At 38.1% G+C, this 17,431-nt stretch carries 23 protein-coding genes, 1 other RNA gene and 1 other annotated feature; of the genes, 22 read left to right on the forward strand and 2 right to left on the reverse strand.

The window, feature by feature from the left end; all coding sequences use genetic code 11:
* The first annotated feature begins 41 nt into the window (after positions 1–41).
* The 3 genes from nrdE to nrdF are packed head-to-tail and all read left to right on the forward strand — an operon-like array spanning position 42 to position 3,670.
* Positions 42–2,213, forward strand: coding sequence for a class 1b ribonucleoside-diphosphate reductase subunit alpha (gene nrdE, locus LEUM_RS01225; RefSeq protein ID WP_011679158.1), 2,172 nt, complete (start codon positions 42–44; stop codon positions 2,211–2,213).
* Between the two features lie 36 nt (positions 2,214–2,249).
* Positions 2,250–2,690 carry a class Ib ribonucleoside-diphosphate reductase assembly flavoprotein NrdI gene (locus LEUM_RS01230; RefSeq protein WP_002815955.1) on the forward strand — a complete coding sequence of 147 codons (441 nt, stop codon included), beginning with the start codon at positions 2,250–2,252 and terminating at the stop codon, positions 2,688–2,690.
* 2 nt (positions 2,691–2,692) lie between these two features.
* Complete coding sequence (gene nrdF / locus LEUM_RS01235) at positions 2,693–3,670, forward strand: class 1b ribonucleoside-diphosphate reductase subunit beta (RefSeq protein ID WP_010290839.1); 978 nt, start codon at positions 2,693–2,695, stop codon at positions 3,668–3,670.
* 30 nt (positions 3,671–3,700) lie between these two features.
* Here the strand turns inward: nrdF and LEUM_RS01240 are convergent, their stop codons facing one another.
* Entirely contained in the window at positions 3,701–4,366 is a 666-nt protein-coding gene (locus tag LEUM_RS01240; protein ID WP_010290837.1) for a phosphatase PAP2 family protein, read from the reverse strand.
* A gap of 116 nt (positions 4,367–4,482) precedes the next feature.
* The gene (locus LEUM_RS01245; protein ID WP_011679159.1) at positions 4,483–5,478 is read right to left on the reverse strand and encodes a ketopantoate reductase family protein; all 996 of its coding nucleotides are present in this window, start codon (positions 5,476–5,478) and stop codon (positions 4,483–4,485) included.
* 179 nt (positions 5,479–5,657) lie between these two features.
* Between LEUM_RS01245 and LEUM_RS01250 the strand changes: the two genes are divergently transcribed.
* The 19 genes from LEUM_RS01250 to ffs all read left to right on the forward strand — a co-directional run bounded on the left by LEUM_RS01250 (position 5,658) and on the right by ffs (position 17,405).
* Positions 5,658–6,308 (forward strand): VanZ family protein, encoded by a 651-nt coding sequence (locus tag LEUM_RS01250; RefSeq protein WP_010290835.1) that lies wholly within the window; start codon positions 5,658–5,660, stop codon positions 6,306–6,308.
* Positions 6,280–6,501 (forward strand): DUF1146 domain-containing protein, encoded by a 222-nt coding sequence (locus LEUM_RS10430; protein WP_010290833.1) that lies wholly within the window; start codon positions 6,280–6,282, stop codon positions 6,499–6,501. The genes LEUM_RS01250 and LEUM_RS10430 overlap by 29 nt, the downstream gene beginning before the upstream one ends.
* Before the next feature lie 149 nt (positions 6,502–6,650).
* Complete coding sequence (gene mreB, locus LEUM_RS01255; protein WP_002815948.1) at positions 6,651–7,643, forward strand: rod shape-determining protein; 993 nt, start codon at positions 6,651–6,653, stop codon at positions 7,641–7,643.
* Positions 7,643–7,852 (forward strand): DUF2969 family protein, encoded by a 210-nt coding sequence (locus LEUM_RS01260; protein WP_002815947.1) that lies wholly within the window; start codon positions 7,643–7,645, stop codon positions 7,850–7,852. The genes mreB and LEUM_RS01260 overlap by 1 nt, the downstream gene beginning before the upstream one ends.
* Positions 7,853–7,981: 129 nt before the next feature.
* Complete coding sequence (locus LEUM_RS01265) at positions 7,982–9,196, forward strand: FtsW/RodA/SpoVE family cell cycle protein (protein ID WP_011679160.1); 1,215 nt, start codon at positions 7,982–7,984, stop codon at positions 9,194–9,196.
* Positions 9,196–10,200, forward strand: coding sequence for a DUF2785 domain-containing protein (locus LEUM_RS01270; RefSeq protein WP_011679161.1), 1,005 nt, complete (start codon positions 9,196–9,198; stop codon positions 10,198–10,200). Before LEUM_RS01265 ends, LEUM_RS01270 begins: the two co-directional genes overlap by 1 nt.
* Positions 10,201–10,243: 43 nt before the next feature.
* A complete protein-coding gene (locus LEUM_RS01275) occupies positions 10,244–11,377 on the forward strand; it encodes a D-alanine--D-alanine ligase family protein (RefSeq protein WP_011679162.1) in 1,134 nt (377 codons plus the stop codon).
* Between the two features lie 85 nt (positions 11,378–11,462).
* Positions 11,463–12,047, forward strand: coding sequence for a TetR/AcrR family transcriptional regulator (locus LEUM_RS01280; protein WP_011679163.1), 585 nt, complete (start codon positions 11,463–11,465; stop codon positions 12,045–12,047).
* A gap of 40 nt (positions 12,048–12,087) precedes the next feature.
* The gene (gene rpmG / locus LEUM_RS10435; RefSeq protein WP_071951773.1) at positions 12,088–12,237 is read left to right on the forward strand and encodes a 50S ribosomal protein L33; all 150 of its coding nucleotides are present in this window, start codon (positions 12,088–12,090) and stop codon (positions 12,235–12,237) included.
* Positions 12,238–12,247: 10 nt separating this feature from the next.
* Entirely contained in the window at positions 12,248–12,424 is a 177-nt protein-coding gene (secE, locus tag LEUM_RS01285; RefSeq protein ID WP_010293347.1) for a preprotein translocase subunit SecE, read from the forward strand.
* A gap of 78 nt (positions 12,425–12,502) precedes the next feature.
* Positions 12,503–13,081: a transcription termination/antitermination protein NusG gene (nusG, locus tag LEUM_RS01290; protein ID WP_002815941.1), complete on the forward strand. Its 579-nt coding sequence runs from the start codon at positions 12,503–12,505 to the stop codon at positions 13,079–13,081.
* 126 nt (positions 13,082–13,207) lie between these two features.
* Complete coding sequence (gene rplK / locus LEUM_RS01295) at positions 13,208–13,672, forward strand: 50S ribosomal protein L11 (protein WP_010280693.1); 465 nt, start codon at positions 13,208–13,210, stop codon at positions 13,670–13,672.
* On the forward strand, positions 13,672–14,364 hold the full coding sequence (gene rplA, locus LEUM_RS01300; protein WP_002815939.1) for a 50S ribosomal protein L1: 693 nt from the start codon (positions 13,672–13,674) through the stop codon (positions 14,362–14,364). Before rplK ends, rplA begins: the two co-directional genes overlap by 1 nt.
* Before the next feature lie 37 nt (positions 14,365–14,401).
* Positions 14,402–14,520 (forward strand) — a sequence feature (ribosomal protein L10 leader region).
* 27 nt (positions 14,521–14,547) lie between these two features.
* A complete protein-coding gene (gene rplJ, locus LEUM_RS01305) occupies positions 14,548–15,084 on the forward strand; it encodes a 50S ribosomal protein L10 (protein ID WP_011679164.1) in 537 nt (178 codons plus the stop codon).
* A gap of 44 nt (positions 15,085–15,128) precedes the next feature.
* Entirely contained in the window at positions 15,129–15,494 is a 366-nt protein-coding gene (rplL, locus tag LEUM_RS01310) for a 50S ribosomal protein L7/L12 (RefSeq protein ID WP_002815934.1), read from the forward strand.
* Positions 15,495–15,593: 99 nt separating this feature from the next.
* Positions 15,594–16,229 carry a class I SAM-dependent methyltransferase gene (locus LEUM_RS01315; protein ID WP_011679165.1) on the forward strand — a complete coding sequence of 212 codons (636 nt, stop codon included), beginning with the start codon at positions 15,594–15,596 and terminating at the stop codon, positions 16,227–16,229.
* Positions 16,207–16,713, forward strand: a complete 507-nt coding sequence (tadA, locus tag LEUM_RS01320) for a tRNA adenosine(34) deaminase TadA (RefSeq protein ID WP_011679166.1) — start codon at positions 16,207–16,209, stop codon at positions 16,711–16,713. Before LEUM_RS01315 ends, tadA begins: the two co-directional genes overlap by 23 nt.
* 63 nt (positions 16,714–16,776) lie before the next feature.
* Positions 16,777–17,295, forward strand: coding sequence for an HD domain-containing protein (locus tag LEUM_RS01325; RefSeq protein ID WP_011679167.1), 519 nt, complete (start codon positions 16,777–16,779; stop codon positions 17,293–17,295).
* Between the two features lie 23 nt (positions 17,296–17,318).
* An RNA gene (ffs, locus tag LEUM_RS10440) (signal recognition particle sRNA small type) lies at positions 17,319–17,405 on the forward strand.
* Positions 17,406–17,431: the final 26 nt, after the last annotated feature.

The raw sequence follows: 17,431 nt of genomic DNA on the forward strand, positions 1-17,431 counted from the left end.
ACGGCAATCGATCACATTCAAAACCAAAGGACAATAAACTGATGTCATTAAAAGAGTTAGATTTAGAAAACGTAACATATTTTGATTTAAACAATCAAGTAAATATTCCAAAGAACAATGAAATTCAGCTTGATAAAGATCAAGAGGCATTGAACGCTTTTTTGGATGAGAATGTTTTGCCTAATGTGATGCATTTTGATTCCTTGCAAGAACGTCTGGATTGGATGTTTGATCATCGCTTCTTGGAACGTGAATTTATTCAAAAATACAACATAACATTCATTGAAAAGTTATATACATATTTAGCGGGTGAACATTTTAAGTTTAAATCCTTTATGGCGGCCTTCAAGTTCTATAATCAATATGCGCTTAAAACTAATGATGGTGCATATTATATTGAAACATATGAAGATCGTGTTGCCATGAATGCTTTATATTATGCAGATGGGAATGAGAATTTGGCACTGCGTTTGGCTGATGAAATGATACATCAACGCTATCAACCAGCGACACCATCTTTCTTAAACGCGGGCCGAGCTCGACGCGGAGAATTGGTATCATGCTTTATTATTCAGACTTCAGATGATATGAACTCAATTGGGCGGACCATCAATTCAGCGTTGCAACTATCCAAAATGGGTGGTGGCGTTGGTATCAATCTTTCAAATGTGCGTGAGGCTGGTGCACCAGTCATGGGTATCGATAATGCTGCCGGTGGTGTAGTGCCAATTATGAAATTGTTAGAGGACTCGTTTACATTTTCATCACAAGTTGGTGCTCGTCAAGGAGCCGGCGTCGTTTATTTATCAGTTTTTCACCCTGATATTTTATCTTTCTTATCAACTAAGAAGGAAAACGCTGACGAAAAGATACGAGTAAAAACATTATCTCTTGGGTTGACTGTCCCAGATAAATTTTATGATTTAGTCAAGCAAAATGAGACAATGTACTTGTTTAGCCCAGACGATGTTGAGAAGGTTTATCAACAACCGTTTAATTACGTTGATATCACTGCCGAATATGACAACATGGTCGCTAACGATAAAATCCGCAAGCAACGTATCGACGCGCGATCCCTTGAAGAAGAAATATCTAAGTTACAACAAGAATCGGGTTACCCGTATATCATTAATATTGATACAGCTAATCGAACTAATCCAGTTCCTGGTAAGATTGTATCTTCTAACCTGTGTTCAGAGATATTACAAGTACAAACGCCGTCCGAAATTGACAATGAACAACATTATACAAAATTAGGTTCGGATATTAGTTGTAACTTAGGGTCGATTAATATCGTAAACATGATGAACACGAATGATTTCGGTGGATCTGTGGATACAATGGTCCGGGCACTAACCTTTGTATCCGATTCGTCTAATTTGGATGTTGTTCCTTCAATCGATTTAGGTAACAAAGAAAAACATGCCATCGGCTTGGGTGCTATGGGACTAGCAGCATATTTTGCACAAAATAAGATGTACTATGGAGATGAAGAAGCATTAGACTTTACATCAACATTTTTCATGATGCTGAATTATTATTCTATTAAATCTTCAATGGGCATTGCAAAAGAACGGCATGAAACGTTTTATCAGTTTGATCAATCGGGTTATGCGGATGGAACATACTTTGACAAGTACGTTGAAAAGAATTGGACGCCAAAAACCGAAAAAGTGGCAAAAGCCTTTGCTGGTTTTGATGTGCCAACAGAACAAGACTGGGCACAGTTAAAAGAAGACGTAGCAAAATACGGTATGTATAATGCCTATCGTCATGCAATCGCGCCAACAGGTTCTATTTCTTATGTTAACGATGCAACGGCCTCTTTGTTGCCAATTGTTAACAAAATTGAAGAACGTCAAGAAGGTATGATTGGTAAGGTTTACTATCCAGCACCGGGATTAAGCAATGAAACAATGCCATATTATGTTTCAGCGTACGATACAGATATGCGTAGAGTAATCGATGTATATGCTGCTGCACAAGAACATATTGATCAAGGAATGGCGTTGACATTATTTATGCGTTCTACATTGCCTGAACATTTGTACGAATGGAAAAATAATCGTACAAATAAAATGACGACGCGCGATTTGACCATTTTGCGTAACTATGCCTTTAACAAGGGGATAAAATCGCTTTATTATGTCCGTACGTTCACAGATGACAACCAAGAATCAGGTGTTAATGAATGTGAAAGTTGCTCAATTTAATGTAAAAGAGCGCTTAGCTATGAAATGAAGGAATGAATGACAACTATAAATATTCTTTATGCCTCTACTGAAGGTAATACAAAAGCGTTTATTGAAAAGTTAGCAGCTGTTGCTGAATCTAATGGTGATGGATTTTCCGCGCGTTTAATTGGTGATGAAACAGAATATGCAAATGAAACACAACCCTATGTTGCTTTCGTGCCGACTTATCTAACAGGCGGTACTGGAACAGGACCGGAAGTTAAAGAAATTTTTACAAATGCCTTGGGCGATTATATTGCATTTGGTAATAATGCGCGATACTTAAAAGGTGTGGTTGGTTCAGGAAACCGAAACTTCAACATCCAATTTAACTTGACAGCGATTCGCTATGGAAAAAACTTTGATGTTCCAATGATTGCAGCCTATGAATTGCGAGGTAGCAAGTTTGATGCAGAAAAGATATATAATAAGATAAAACCTTATTTTGGAGAATGACAATGGCACATATAAACAACGGTTCATACACAGCGATTAACTGGAATAACATTGAAGATGAATTAGATAAGGCGACATGGGAAAAGTTAACACAACAGTTTTGGCTAGACACGCGAATTCCTATTTCAAATGATTTACGTACTTGGCGTGGTAACATGTCCGAACAAGAACGCCAAACAATGAACTTGGTCTTTGGCGGCTTAACAACTTTGGATACGTTACAATCACAAGATGGTATGGCGCAATTAAAGTTAGATGCCACGAATCAAAAAGAAGAAGCGGTATTGAATAATATTCAATTCATGGAATCAGTTCATGCCAAGTCATATTCATCAATTTTCGAAACACTAAATGAAAAAGTTGAGATTGAAAAGATTTTTGAATGGGCAGATTCTAACGAGTTTTTACAATATAAGGCGAATAGAATTAACGATATTTACCATAATGGTTCAGCGTTACAGAAAAAAATTGCTTCGGTTTTCTTAGAAACTTTCTTATTCTACTCAGGTTTTTACACACCATTGTATTTCTTGGGGCATAATAAAATGTTAAATGTGGCGGAGATTATTAAACTAATTATTCGTGATGAATCGGTTCACGGTACGTACATTGGCTATAAGTTCCAAATTGGGTTTAATAAAATTTCGGCTGAAGAACGTACAGAACTACAAAGCTGGATGTATGATCTGTTATATGAATTGTACGAAAATGAAGAGAAATATACACACGAGTTATATGATGACTTAGGTTGGACTGAACAAGTGCTCACATTTTTACGGTATAATGCTAATAAAGCTTTGATGAACTTAGGCCAAGAGCCAATGTTCCCTGACGGGGCTGAAGATGTTAACCCGGTTGTTATGAATGGTATTTCAACTTCTACAGCAAATCATGACTTCTTCTCAGGTGTTGGAAATGGTTATTTATTGGGTGAAGTTGAAGCAATGAATGATGATGATTATAATATTGGATTAGACTAAAAAAGAATCGCAATTGCGATTCTTTTTTATTTAAACTTCATCATGTGAGAAGAAGGATAGTGATGTAAGAAGTTTTGCTAATACTGGGTACAACTTCCCAGCAAATATAATCCAAGCGTATGCAAACAAGACAGCAGCTATTGTATCGCTTAAGTAATGTGCGTTAAAGTATATTCGTGACATTAAAGTCATTACGCCAATAACAGTTATTGCCCAAGAAATTAAGAACTGTTTTCGTGGCGATTCGATGTTAGGAATAACAAGCAAGGAAAGGATGAATATGACTGAAAATATACCAAACACATGACTGCTAGGGAATGAGGACCCTTGGTCGCTGAGTAAATGACCAACCGGACGGCTCCTATCGACGCTAAGTCGAATAATGGTATTGAAAATATTTCCTAGAATAATTGTGGTAACCGCCCAAATGGCTGGAATACGCAAATTAGCAAGTAGTAAGATGGCCGCTAGAATCAACACATAAATGACATCAAGGATGGGTGAACCTAGAAAGGAAAATACAGTCATCAAGATATCATTTAGACCAGTTTGAATGCCTGCCATGAATGAATGAATGCTATTATCAATGATGGTTGGAAATATAAACTTTATTTTGACAAAAACACTAATAATAAGGGCAGATATAAAGCAGATAATCGCATAACGCAATTGCTTATTTTTTACGGAAATAATCATTGTACTGATCTCCAGAAAGAGTTTTTTTAACTCCTTCTAGTATAAGGGATTCGCTATAGAAATTACAATACTATCATTTCTGCAATGCACAATCTTTATCTTCCAACGATGGAAAATTAGTTGCCTTTATAATCTGGGGCTAATTTGTTTACGGGTGGAGTGAACTTACGCATCGATTCAGCTAGATGTACAAAATTTGTTACTAAATGTTGGTTAGGTGCATTAACACCGTTTTTATCAGCCAAGTCTGCAATCCAACCGTTAATATAGTCCACTTCAGTTGGGCGTCCCTTGACAAAATCCTGATACATTGATGGGAAATGAAGCGGGTTACCAATATTTGAAACATAATCAACCTGCTTGACCATTTCATCGCGTGTTTCAATTAGTGTAATGCCTGCTGCCTCAGCAGCATCGTAAGCTTCATTAATTAATGGGCGAGCAATACCTTCAAGGAAGTTATCGTAGGCCATTAGCTGACCCATTCGTGACTGAAACATTGTGGCGATGGAATTTTCAACTGCGTTGAAAAATACTTTAGTCAATAGTGTACCCATAAAGTTTTCCGTATAAGAGGGGTTTAAGTGCGCTGCCTTGAAATCTTCTTGGATCTTATCCATAACCGTTGATGGTTTTTCGGTTAGATTAGCATAAACAGAGCTACCCATACTTTCTCCGCCCATGAAATCAACGTCGCCGTAATCATTTAAGACGGTGGCGATCATTGCTGTACCACCAATAATGTGTTCATCATCAAAATATTTTTGCAACTTTTCAATATGACCCATGCCGTTCATTGCACCGAGGGCAGTCTGTCCAGGTTTGAATTTTGGTGAAAGACGATCCAAGGTATCTTGGAGTTGCATTTGCTTCATGAAGAAAATCCAAACATCAGGGCTACCTTCATATTCTTCAGGAGAAAAAATGTTAATTTTAATTTCGTGACGGTCTTTGTGATCACGGGATTTCCAAACTTTATCACCTTGTTCGTGAATCTTATCGAGGCTTGCTTGCGTTGGTTCGACAAAATCAACGGGGACACCGGCATTTTCCTGAAGCAAAATGCCGTAACGAAGACCCATTGCACCGGCACCAACAACTGTGTATTTCATAATTATAATAACCTCCAAAGACTTGATGAGATAATACTAATCCTTTTATCACAAAAAGTCAATGTGATGGATGTATCAAATGGGAACTTTATTGACATCATGATGGCGTTTTTAATTTAAAGTAATCAATTAGCAAATCATATAACGTTCATTTAGCCTAGCTGATATAATATTAATGTATGCATATCGTATACTTAAACAATCAACAATATATCGCTCAAAGTGTTCACGCAACAACAATAGTTTCATTATTGTGTGTGTATATTTTGTTACGTCACACATTAAAGTCACTGCGCAATAAAAGCTTTTCATGGCGGGGTCTACTGGGGCGGGCTATTCTCTCGGTATATGCAACGTTGGTTGCTGCTTTTACACTAACCTTTTATAAATGGCCATCATTTGCAACATATTTGGCAGTGATAAAAGGATATGGCGGTTTTGGTCAGTACTCATTCGTCCATTTATCGCTGTTTAATGCAGATAATGTTGCCCTCAGCTGGTACCAGCTGACTGGTAATTTTATGTTACTGCTGCCGTTAGGGTTTATAGCTCCGTTCTTATTTCCAAAATGGCGGGGATTGCTTCGTATTGTGCCAAGAATATTTTTAACAACGTTAACTATTGAAATCATTCAGGGAACTAGCACATTCTTTTATCTTTCAAATCGTATCTTTGATATGAATGATCTTGCTGTAAACACAGCTGGGGGTGTGGTGGGCTATGTTATCTATCTGATAACAATTTTCGTTATGAAAAAAGATAAAAATTTTGTTCCAAACCATGTTGAGAAAGGCAATTTAAATGAGCACAATCTTTATATTAAGTCTTAATCTTGTATGTATTTATTTTTTCTTTTGGCTAATTAAACCAATAAACTTTGCCAGATTTATGCCATATACACCGCGTCAAGCAGCTTTTTTGAAAGTGGTACTCTCCATCATAGGGGGATATCTTTTGGCTAGCTTTTTTGTTTCAGCAACAAATTGGGTTATTCAAATACCAAGCACAATATTGGGAAATTAGCTTTTTTAAATTATTAAAGATATTTTTAGGTGAGCATCCCACTTGTATGAGAATCAAGCGTAAAAAGGTCTTTACAATATGTTATAATTTAATAGATTGTATATGAAAATAATTAACATTAATAAAAGTTAAAGTCTCGGAGACATGAAATGGCAAAAGATATTGGAATTGATTTAGGAACAGCCAATGTTCTCATTTACGTAGAAGGAAAAGGTATTGTACTAAACGAACCGTCAGTTGTTGCGGTTGATGATAAAACAGATCGAGTTTTGGCTGTGGGATCAGAAGCTTATCGTATGGTAGGACGCACACCAGGTAATATTCGTGCGGTGCGACCACTTAAAGATGGTGTTATTTCGGATTTTGATGTCACAGAAGCAATGCTAACCTATTTTGTTGACAAACTTAACGTTAAAGGATTCATGTCGAAGCCTAACATTATGATTTGCGCACCTACTAATATCACAGAGATTGAACGTAAAGCGATTATACAGGCTGCTGAAAAAGCAGGTGGGGCAAAGGTTTATCTTGAGTATGAACCTAAAGTTGCTGCAGTTGGTGCAGGACTGGATATTTTCAAGCCAATTGGTTCAATGGTGATTGACATGGGTGGTGGTACCTCTGATATTGCCGTATTATCATTAGGAGACATTGTTGTTTCTGAGTCCATTCGAATTGCCGGTGACAAAATGAATTTTGATATTGTTAACTTCTTAAAGCGCCGTCACAATTTAATTGTTGGTGAGCGTACTGCGGAAACAATCAAAATTCAAATCGGTTCTGCGCTGCAGGCTGATGAACCATTAACAATGGAAGTGCGTGGCCGTGATAATTTTGAGGGTATGCCTAAAACTGTAACGATCAACTCAAACGAAGTTGAAGATTCATTACATGATACGTTGCAACAAATTGTTCGTGCTGCACATTCCGTTTTGGCTAAATTACCACCTGAATTAGCATCTGACATTATTGACCGTGGTATCATGCTGACTGGTGGTGGCGCATTACTGCATGGCATGGATCAATTGCTTTCAGATGCACTGGAAGTACCGGTGGTAGTATCAGATTCACCGCTAGATAATGTTGCTAAAGGAGCAGGAGCCCTACTTGAACACATGAAATCAGGGCGCCGAGGATTATAATGAGAAGAAAAAATCAGAACTTTGACGTTGAATTAATTGTAAATGACCAACAAACACAAGTTTTAGTTGATAAGAAACAAATTGGATACATTGAAAAAGCTGATCGTGGTTTTGTTGGATTTTTTGGTCAACAAGCGATTATTAATCAAGCCAAAGACGAAGCCGAAGCCTTGCAAGCTATCTTGGCAAGCTTTAATCTAAATCACTAAAAATAAGGCACGTTGTGACTAATCATGACGTGCTTTGTACATAATTTTTTTAAAGAAATAAAGCGGCTTAACAAAAATTGAATTGATATTTTTTTCTTTCAGTGTGCCGTTTTATATACTGGAGATGCTATGCAACAGACACGACAAACTTCAAGACGAACATCTGGATCAGAGCTTGATTGGGGAATCATTCTAGCTTTGTTGCTATTTATGATTATCGGCTTGAGTTCATTATATGAAGCAGCGACACATATGCAGGGTGCGACAACCTTAAGTGCTGTAAAAGTAGTGATGAACCAGGGCATATTCTGGTTTATAGGCGTATTATTAATTGTTTTTTTAGTCAGGTTTGACGGATCACAATTGTGGAAATTAGCACCTATTACCTATGGATTAGGCATCTTTTTGTTAGTAGCAGTGCTAATATTTTATAATCGAGCAATGTATGATTCTACGGGTGCTAGATCATGGTTTGTAATTGGCCCCTTATCATTCCAACCTTCTGAAGTTGTTAAACCGGCGTTCATTTTGATGCTGAGCCGTGTGGTTGCGCAGCATAATAGAAATTATCCGAATCATGCACTATCAACAGACTGGTTGTTGTTAGGTAAAATGGCGGTTTGTTTTATACCTGTTGCGGCATTAATTGCTTTGCAAAATGATTTGGGAACTTTATTGGTTTTCGTTGCTATTTTTGGTGGTGTTGCACTGGTTTCTGGGGTAACCTGGCGAATCCTTGCTCCGGTAATTATTTTGGGTGCGACCGTGGGCACAACGTTGTTAACTTTGGTTATTTCTTCAGCTGGTCGGACTATATTGAGCAAGTTGGGATTCCAATCTTATCAATTTTCTCGTATTGATACATGGTTAAACCCCGCAAATGATACGTCAGGGAATGGATATCAAACTTATCAAAGTTTAAAAGCTATAGGTTCTGGTCAATTAACAGGCAATGGATGGGGAAGTCTTAAGGTGTATGTACCTGTGCGCGAATCAGACATGATTTTTTCTGTTATTGGGGAAAGTTTTGGCTTTATAGGTGGTGCGTTCCTAATAGCGTTATATTTCGGTTTAATTTATTTATTAATTCGTGCCACTTTTAGAGCACAAAGTGCCTTTTATGCCTACATTGCCACTGGTGTTGTAATGATGGTATTGTTTCACGTCTTTGAAAACATTGGTATGAGTATTGGATTATTACCACTGACAGGTATTCCATTACCGTTTGTTTCACAAGGTGGTTCCTCATTGTTAGGAAACATGATTGGTGTAGGATTGATTCTTTCTATAGGTTACCAGCGTCAAAATAGCACGTTTACAGAAACGACAGGTTTTTTTATTTGATGATAGAATTAGATGAATTAAAAAAAGAATTTATAACATTGCGTCAAAAGGTGCGTAATGGGGATGTGTTCCAATCATTAGGAGAATTAATGAAGGAATCACTACATAAAATGCCCCCGCAATCTTTAACAACTGTGTCGTTGCCTGTTGATGGTGAATTTGCATTAAAACGTATGCAGAACTATACGCAACGGGCAGATCAAATGACCGAATCAGAAACAGCGACGGAAGATTTTGACTTTCAAGTGAAGGACACAGATTTGGCGTTGATTGTTGAACAGTTAGCTAGTCCGTTGCCAAAGTATCGAGATACGGGAGCATTCTTTTTCTTAAGTGATATGATTCAAAATGATTTGCTGTCAGAGGAGCAATTGCGTTGGCTAACAGATTATCTTGTTTCGGATGAGCAATTATTCGCTCATATCTTAGAACCACAGAATGACGCCATTTATCGTCGTTCCTTTAGTGTGTTAGTTTTATCTTTGTTATTATTTTCAAACCGTATAAAGACACCTTTTATGTCTGAGACGCAATTAAATCATGTTATCGATCAAGTTGCATTATATGCCGCTTTGGAACGTGATGGACGTGGCTTTATTGATGAAAATGGTTGGGCGCATGCTTTTACGCATATTGGAAACGCTGTCGCAGAGATCTTCTTAATGCCTGATTTAGTAAGGGCTGATAAGGTATTTGTTCTGGGTGCGGTTCTCGCTGGTTATCATGAATTATCACAGCCGTTGACTTTTGGCGAAACAGAACGTTTGGTAGAAGTGATTACCCATATCTCCAAGCAACATGAGTTGTATGCAGATTATCTATTATTAACTTTAAAAATGTGGCGAAAAGATTTAGTGACCCAAACGCCACCAAAGACACAACAACAATGGCAACAATTGTATAACCGATCACAGTTTTTCCATGAAATTTTGCTACGTGGAAAAAATGAAGTACCAGAGGCGGTATTTGATTATGTGAGCGTTACAAAAAACTATTTAGCATAATAATTTAAAATGTTTATTGCACATACAAGGTGAGGACGGAAAGATGACTAAAAAAAGAGTAGCGCTTATTTTTGGAGGTAATTCCTCTGAGCACGACGTATCAAAGCGTTCAGCGCAAAATTTCTATAATGCAATCGAAGCAACTGGTAAATATGAAATTATTGTTTTTGCAATTGCCCAAAATGGTTTCTTTTTAGATACGGAAAGTTCTAAGAAAATACTTGCGTTAGAAGATGAACAGCCCATTGTGGACGCCTTCATGAAAACTGTCGATGCTAGTGATCCATTGGCGCGCATTCATGCTTTAAAGAGTGCGGGTGACTTTGATATTTTCTTCCCTGTAGTTCATGGTAACTTAGGAGAAGATGGTACACTGCAAGGTTTATTTAAACTATTAGATAAACCATATGTGGGGGCACCGTTACGTGGCCATGCGGTAAGCTTTGACAAAGCTTTGACTAAAGAACTATTGACGGTAAATGGTATTCGCAATACTAAATACATTGTGGTGGACCCTGAGTCAGCAAACAATTGGTCGTGGGATAAGATTGTGGCTGAATTAGGCAACATTGTGTTTGTTAAAGCTGCTAATCAAGGATCTTCAGTGGGAATTTCACGTGTAACCAATGCCGAAGAATATACTGAAGCATTATCAGATTCATTCCAATATGATTATAAAGTTTTGATAGAAGAAGCAGTCAATGGTGCCCGAGAGTTGGAAGTTGGTGTGATTGGTAACGATCAGCCGCTTGTCTCTGAGATTGGCGCACATACAGTGCCAAATCAGGGTAGTGGGGACGGTTGGTATGATTATAATAATAAGTTCGTTGATAATTCCGCTGTTCACTTTGAAATTCCTGCTCAGTTATCCCCAGAAGTAACAAAAGAAGTTAAACAAATGGCTTTAGATGCTTATAAAGTATTGAATTTACGTGGCGAAGCGCGAATGGATTTTTTGTTAGATGAAAATAATGTTCCCTACTTAGGTGAACCAAACACGTTACCAGGGTTCACGAATATGTCGTTATTTAAACGTTTGTGGGATTATTCTGATATTAACAACGCCAAGCTAGTTGATATGTTGATTGACTACGGGTTTGAAGATTTTGCACAAAATAAAAAATTGAGTTACTCATTTGTGTCACTTGGAGAAGAAAAGATAGGGAAGTTTAACTAATAGAATTTAGTATTAGTAGCATTTCCACTTAGATTTATTTAAAAAATTTATTAATAAATACTTTAGCCCTGCAATGGAGAAGTTCATGGTACAAGTAATTTCACAAAATGAACATCGTCGTCAACAGATTATTGAAGCGGCGACAACAATCTTTTTATCAAAGGGTTTTGAGCAAACAACAACGCGAGATATAGCAAAGAAAGTAAACATTAGCCAACCCGCTTTGTATCATCATTTTGGTGATAAGGAGTCATTATTTGTTGAAGTAATTTCACGTGTTGGCGAGTCGACCTATACGGATATGCAAAGTATTTTATCACAAACGTATGCTGAACCAATCGATCAACTGGTTGATTTAACACAGGTTATTGTACTTCGGCATCCACGTGATGTATTTAGATTAATACATGACAGTTTTGATTCATTATCAGCAACGCATCGAAGTAAACTGGGCATGATTTTTGGACGGGATTACGTCGGTCCAATTGCACAATTTTTTGAAAGTATACAGTTGCGTGATAATGTTGATGCACAAATAGCTAGCTCATTTTACATTACTAGCTTATCGCCACTGTTTGGTGAATTTCATTCACTGGGTGAACAAATAACAATGCGTGAAAGAATTCAACAATTGTTGGACCTCATTTTATATGGGGTAGAAAAAAAATAGTATCAATGGTATGATACTAGAAGAATATGGAGGCTGTCCGATGGCTAGTCACAAAGTATCATTAGCGTGCACAGTTTGTGGATCACGCAATTACACAGTAACATTATCAAAAGATCGAACAGAACGTTTGTCAGTAAGTAAGTTTTGTCAACACTGTGGCAAGCATACATTACATCAACAAACAAAATAAGGGATTCAAAATGATTAACTATTTTAAAAACGTTGCACAGGAAATGAAAAATGTCACTTGGTTAACAGGTGAACAGACATCTAAGGAAACAATTACAGTTATTACTGTATCGATTATTTTTGCGTTGTTCTTAGGTGGCGTAGATTGGCTATTGCAACAAGGATTTAACTTCTTACTGGCGAAATAGTTTTTTTTTTGATATACTAATAATTACTGATACCAAGGACTCTGATGGGTTCTTTTTTATTTTGAAAAGGGGTAAACAATGTCTGAAGAAATTGAAAAATCATGGTTCGTTGTGCATACATATTCAGGGTATGAGCACAAGGTTAAGGCTAACCTAGAATCACGTACACAAACAATGGGAATGTCAGAGCAAATATTCCGTATCTTGGTTCCCGAACAAGAAGTTACAACCATCCAAGACGGTGAAGCTAAGCAAACTGTTGAAAACGACTTTCCAGGTTATGTATTAGTAGAAATGGCGACGCCATATGAAGATAATATGACAGACGAGGCGTGGTATGTTGTCCGTAACACACCAGGTGTTACTGGTTTCTTAGGCTCCCATGGTGCCGGATCAAAGCCAAATTCTTTGCTTCCTGAAGAAGTCGATTTGCTTATGAAGCGTATGGGTATGGTTACACGTGAGCAAGTTGATTTGGATGTTGCAGTAGGACAAACAGTTAAGATTATCTCTGGACCGTTTTCTGGTATGGAAGGCGTAGTAACCTCTATTGATCAAGAAAAGCAAACTTTGGAAGCTACTGTAGCAGTGTTTGGACGTGAAACACCAACAGAACTAGACTTTTCAGATGTTGATACAACGTTAGATTCTTTATAATTAGAAAAGACGACTAAAAGCATTGAGTTTTTGGTCGTTTTCTGTTATGATGTTATGGTATGTCATTGACATGCGTGGGAGCAGCACTAAAGCTGTGTTTCACCACAACACGAGGAGGAAAATATCGTGGCTAAAAAAGTTGTAAATGTAGTTAAGCTACAAATTGCCGCCGCTAAAGCAACGCCGGCACCACCAGTTGGACCCGCATTGGGACAAGCTGGTATTAACATTGCGCAATTCACTAAAGAATTTAATGCGCGTACTGCAGACCAAGCTGGATCAATTATTCCAGTTGAAATCTCTGTTTTTGATGACCGTTCATTCGAATTCGTCACAAAGACACCACCTGCAGCTGATCAATTACGTAAGATTGTTGGTAAGGGTTCAGGTGAACCTAACACAAAGAAGGCTGGAAACGTTACTCTTGACCAAATCCGTGCTATTGCGGAAAACAAGATGTCTGACTTGAATGCTAACGATATTACAAACGCTATGCGTATGATCGAAGGTACAGCACGCTCAATGGGTGTAACTGTTGACGGTGTTGACTTGACTGTTGAAGGTACAGCAATCAAGGAGGACGCAGAATAATGACTCAAAAGCATGGTAAAAATTATGTAGCAGCAGTTGCAAAGGTAGAAGCTGAAAAAGCTTATGCTTTAAACGATGCTGTTTCATTGGTAAAAGAAATTGACTTTGCTAAGTTCGATGCTTCTGTTGAAGTAGTTTTCAAGTTGAACGTTGACACACGTCAAGCAGACCAACAATTGCGTGGTGCTGTTGTGTTGCCAAACGGAACAGGTAAAGATAAGACAGTCGTTGTCTTCGCGCAAGGCGATAAGGCTAAAGAAGCCGAAGCTGCTGGTGCCGATGTTGTCGGTGCTGCTGATTTGGTACAACGTATCCAAGGTGGATGGTTAGACTTTGATGTAGCTGTTGCTACACCTGATATGATGGCTCAAGTCGGTCGCGTAGGTCGTGCATTGGGTCCTAAGGGATTGATGCCAAACCCTAAGACTGGCACAGTTACAATGGACGTTACTAAGGCTGTTTCAGATGCCAAGGGCGGACAAGTAACATACCGTACAGATCGTGACGGAAACGTCGCAGTTCCTGTTGGTCGTGTATCATTTGAAGAAGGTAAGTTGGCTGAAAACATTAAGTCAATCGCCGAAACAGTTCTTAAGGCTCGTCCTGCTGCTGTTAAGGGTACTTATGTACAACACGTGTCAATTTCATCAACATTTGGTCCAGCCGTAACGTTGGATATTAATACATTGTAATTTGACATTATCAACTTCGTTTGGTAAAATTTATTAAGTAATTGAATCCATTTTGCCTAAGACTCAGGTGATGCTTGCATCTTAATATCCTGCCGAGGAAGTTTAAAAAAACTTTTCCCGTGTGTCTTCTAGCGCACGGGATTTCTTTTGCAAAATAAATTTAAAGAAAGGAGATATATCATTATGAGTGAAAAAGCTATTGCAGTTAAAGCACAAAAAGTTGAAGAAATTGCTGACCAATTTAAGGCAGCTGCTTCTGCCGTTGTTGTTGATCCTCGTGGATTGACAGTTGCTCAATCTACTGAATTACGTCATCAATTGCGTGAAGAAGGTGTTGTTCTTGAAGTTATCAAGAACAAAGTTTTGACACGTGCTGCTGAGAAAGCTGGTTACGCTGAATTGAACGACATTTTTGCCGGACCATCAGCAGTTGCCTTTTCAAACGATGATGCAGTTGCACCAGCACGTATCTTGAAAAAGTTTGCTGATGAAAACGAAGCCTTGGAAATCAAGGGTGGTGTCGTTGACGGCACTATCGCTAATATCGATGACATTAACAAGTATGCATCATTGCCTTCACGTGAAGGTTTGCTTGGTCAATTGATGGCAGAATTCCAATTCTCAATTCGTTCATTTGCATATGCTGTTAAGGCAGTGCAAGACAAGTTGGAAGAGGAATCTGCAGCTCCTGCTGCAGAAGCATCAACGGATGCTGAATAATATTTAACTAAAAAACATAAAAAATCATTTGGAGGATTTAGATCATGGCTTTTGATAAAGACGCGATCATCGCATCATTGAAGGATGCAACGATCTTGGACTTGGCTGACTTGGTTTCAGCTATCGAAGAAGAATTTAACGTTTCAGCAGCAGCTCCAGTAGCAGCTGCTGGTGCTGCTGACGGTGCTGCCGCAGCAAAGTCAGAATTTGACGTAGAATTGACTTCAGCAGGTACTGCTAAGGTTAAGGTTATCAAGGCAGTTCGTGAAGCAACTGGCTTGGGCTTGAAGGAAGCTAAAGACTTAGTTGACAACGCACCTTCAGTTGTTAAAGAAGGCTTGAGTGAAGACGATGCCAACGCATTGAAGGAATCTTTGGAAGCAACTGGTGCTTCAGTTACTGTGAAGTAATCTTTCTCAACATAAAAAAAGGAGTACTTTTGTACTTCTTTTTTTGTACATAATACATATTATAGGCAGCTATTATTTTAATCTAAAGGAGCTAGTACAATGACAGAAAAGAACATTTCTGGAGAACAGTATTTTACAGCTAATCCCAACGCAGAACATCATTATCAAAATTTTGATTTTGACTTGCTAGGGCATGAATTGCATTTTACAACGGATAGTGGCGTGTTTTCAAAATCTACCGTTGATTTTGGGACAAGAACAATGTTGGATGCTTTAGAAAAAACAAGTATACCTATTGGGAAGGTACTGGATTTAGGAACAGGCTATGGTCCTGTAGGTCTTACTGTGGCAAAAGCATATCAGCGTCATGTAGATATGGTTGATGTTAATGAAAGAGCGTTAGATTTAGCACGCAAAAATGCCCAACAAAACGGTGTTGCTCAACGAGTGAATATTTTTAAGTCGGATGTTTACGCAAGTATTAGTGATAAATATGCACTGATTTTGGTTAATCCACCAATTCGCGCTGGAAAGCAAGTTGTGACTGCAATGCTTCAAGAAGCAGCTAACTATTTACAAGATGGCGGAAAGCTAATTGCGGTGTTGCAAAAGAAGCAAGGCGCACCTTCGGCTCAAAAAAATATGTCACTTGCTTTTGGTAATGCTAAGGTGATTCATAAAAACAAGGGATATTACATTTTGGAGAGCACTTATGGCACAAATACCAGCATTTAGTGACGAACAAATTGATTATTTCATGCAAGAGGCGTTGAACGAAGCTAAAATTGCTCAAAGTGAAGGTGAAGTGCCAATTGGTGCTGTTATAGTTTATGAAAACCAGATGATTGCGTGTGCGCACAATCATCGGGAGGCGGATCAGTTAGCCACTGCCCATGCAGAATTACTAGCAATCGAGTCTGCCAATACAAAGCTTAAGTCTTGGCGGTTAGAAAACACAGCATTATTTGTGACGTTAGAACCTTGCATCATGTGTGCTGGCGCAATTATTAATGCACGCATTCCGGTTGTTTATTATGGTGCTAATGACCCTAAAGGTGGTGCTACGCGCTCCCTATATTCTCTATTAGAGGATAATCGGTTGAATCATATGGTTAAAGTGTACGAAGGCATACGTGGTGAAGAATCTGGTCTATTATTGCAGCGTTTCTTTAGCAACATCCGTGCGAAACGTAAAATTCGTAAAGCAATTGCAAAGTAAATAATTGCTATTTAACATAAAAAAAGTTTATAATAGCATGTAGAAAATAAAAGAGGCAAATGAATGCAAAATCCGAACGCATGGCGTACTGATAAGGACTATATAAATATTATTGATGATTTGTTACAGCATGAAGAAGTGCAACAACTGGCACTCTATACACAACATCATTTTTCTAACCGTTTAACTCATTCAATTTCTGTATCATACCAATCATATTTAATCGCAAAGAAGATTGGTGCTGATGAAGTGGCAACTGCACGAGCAGGTTTACTTCATGATTTGTTTTACTATGATTGGCGCGTAACAAAGTTTGACGAGGGATCACATGCTTATGTTCATCCACGTATTGCGTTGAAAAATGCGCGTAAAATTACAAATATCAGCGATAAAGAAGCTGATATTATTGTAAAACACATGTTTGGTGCAACAATTGCCTTACCAAAGTATCGGGAAAGTTGGATTGTTTCATTGGTTGATGATTTTGCGGCAGTTAATGAATACCTAATTCCTAAAACTTATCTGACTTATTTTAAGTGGCAAGAAAAATTGGCAACGAAATTTGTATCTGTATTTGCTTAAAGTCACAAAATTAGATATAATATAAAAGCAGGCAAATGTCGGCTCTCGAACCGGGTCAGGACAGGAATGTAGCAGCCCTAAGGTTGTTCGATGTTGTGCTTGTGTACATAAGTGGCCGCTTAGCGGTCTTTTTTTA

The sequence above is a fragment of the Leuconostoc mesenteroides subsp. mesenteroides ATCC 8293 genome (assembly GCF_000014445.1).
GTDB lineage: Bacteria > Bacillota > Bacilli > Lactobacillales > Lactobacillaceae > Leuconostoc > Leuconostoc mesenteroides.

Bases quoted from the DNA above. Each gene is read 5' to 3' on its own strand.
- secE (WP_010293347.1), top strand. From the start codon at position 12,248: ATGATTAACTATTTTAAAAACGTTGCACAGGAAATGAAAAATGTCACT.
- LEUM_RS01230 (WP_002815955.1), top strand. From the start codon at position 2,250: ATGACAACTATAAATATTCTTTATGCCTCTACTGAAGGTAATACAAAA.
- nrdE (WP_011679158.1), top strand. From the start codon at position 42: ATGTCATTAAAAGAGTTAGATTTAGAAAACGTAACATATTTTGATTTA.
- rplJ (WP_011679164.1), top strand. From the start codon at position 14,548: ATGAGTGAAAAAGCTATTGCAGTTAAAGCACAAAAAGTTGAAGAAATT.
- nrdF (WP_010290839.1), top strand. From the start codon at position 2,693: ATGGCACATATAAACAACGGTTCATACACAGCGATTAACTGGAATAAC.
- LEUM_RS01325 (WP_011679167.1), top strand. From the start codon at position 16,777: ATGCAAAATCCGAACGCATGGCGTACTGATAAGGACTATATAAATATT.
- rpmG (WP_071951773.1), top strand. From the start codon at position 12,088: ATGGCTAGTCACAAAGTATCATTAGCGTGCACAGTTTGTGGATCACGC.
- LEUM_RS01260 (WP_002815947.1), top strand. From the start codon at position 7,643: ATGAGAAGAAAAAATCAGAACTTTGACGTTGAATTAATTGTAAATGAC.
- LEUM_RS10430 (WP_010290833.1), top strand. From the start codon at position 6,280: ATGAGCACAATCTTTATATTAAGTCTTAATCTTGTATGTATTTATTTT.
- LEUM_RS01315 (WP_011679165.1), top strand. From the start codon at position 15,594: ATGACAGAAAAGAACATTTCTGGAGAACAGTATTTTACAGCTAATCCC.
- nusG (WP_002815941.1), top strand. From the start codon at position 12,503: ATGTCTGAAGAAATTGAAAAATCATGGTTCGTTGTGCATACATATTCA.
- LEUM_RS01275 (WP_011679162.1), top strand. From the start codon at position 10,244: ATGACTAAAAAAAGAGTAGCGCTTATTTTTGGAGGTAATTCCTCTGAG.
- tadA (WP_011679166.1), top strand. From the start codon at position 16,207: ATGGCACAAATACCAGCATTTAGTGACGAACAAATTGATTATTTCATG.
- mreB (WP_002815948.1), top strand. From the start codon at position 6,651: ATGGCAAAAGATATTGGAATTGATTTAGGAACAGCCAATGTTCTCATT.
- LEUM_RS01270 (WP_011679161.1), top strand. From the start codon at position 9,196: ATGATAGAATTAGATGAATTAAAAAAAGAATTTATAACATTGCGTCAA.
- rplL (WP_002815934.1), top strand. From the start codon at position 15,129: ATGGCTTTTGATAAAGACGCGATCATCGCATCATTGAAGGATGCAACG.
- LEUM_RS01240 (WP_010290837.1), bottom strand. From the start codon at position 4,366: ATGATTATTTCCGTAAAAAATAAGCAATTGCGTTATGCGATTATCTGC.
- LEUM_RS01265 (WP_011679160.1), top strand. From the start codon at position 7,982: ATGCAACAGACACGACAAACTTCAAGACGAACATCTGGATCAGAGCTT.
- LEUM_RS01245 (WP_011679159.1), bottom strand. From the start codon at position 5,478: ATGAAATACACAGTTGTTGGTGCCGGTGCAATGGGTCTTCGTTACGGC.
- LEUM_RS01280 (WP_011679163.1), top strand. From the start codon at position 11,463: ATGGTACAAGTAATTTCACAAAATGAACATCGTCGTCAACAGATTATT.
- rplA (WP_002815939.1), top strand. From the start codon at position 13,672: ATGACTCAAAAGCATGGTAAAAATTATGTAGCAGCAGTTGCAAAGGTA.
- LEUM_RS01250 (WP_010290835.1), top strand. From the start codon at position 5,658: ATGCATATCGTATACTTAAACAATCAACAATATATCGCTCAAAGTGTT.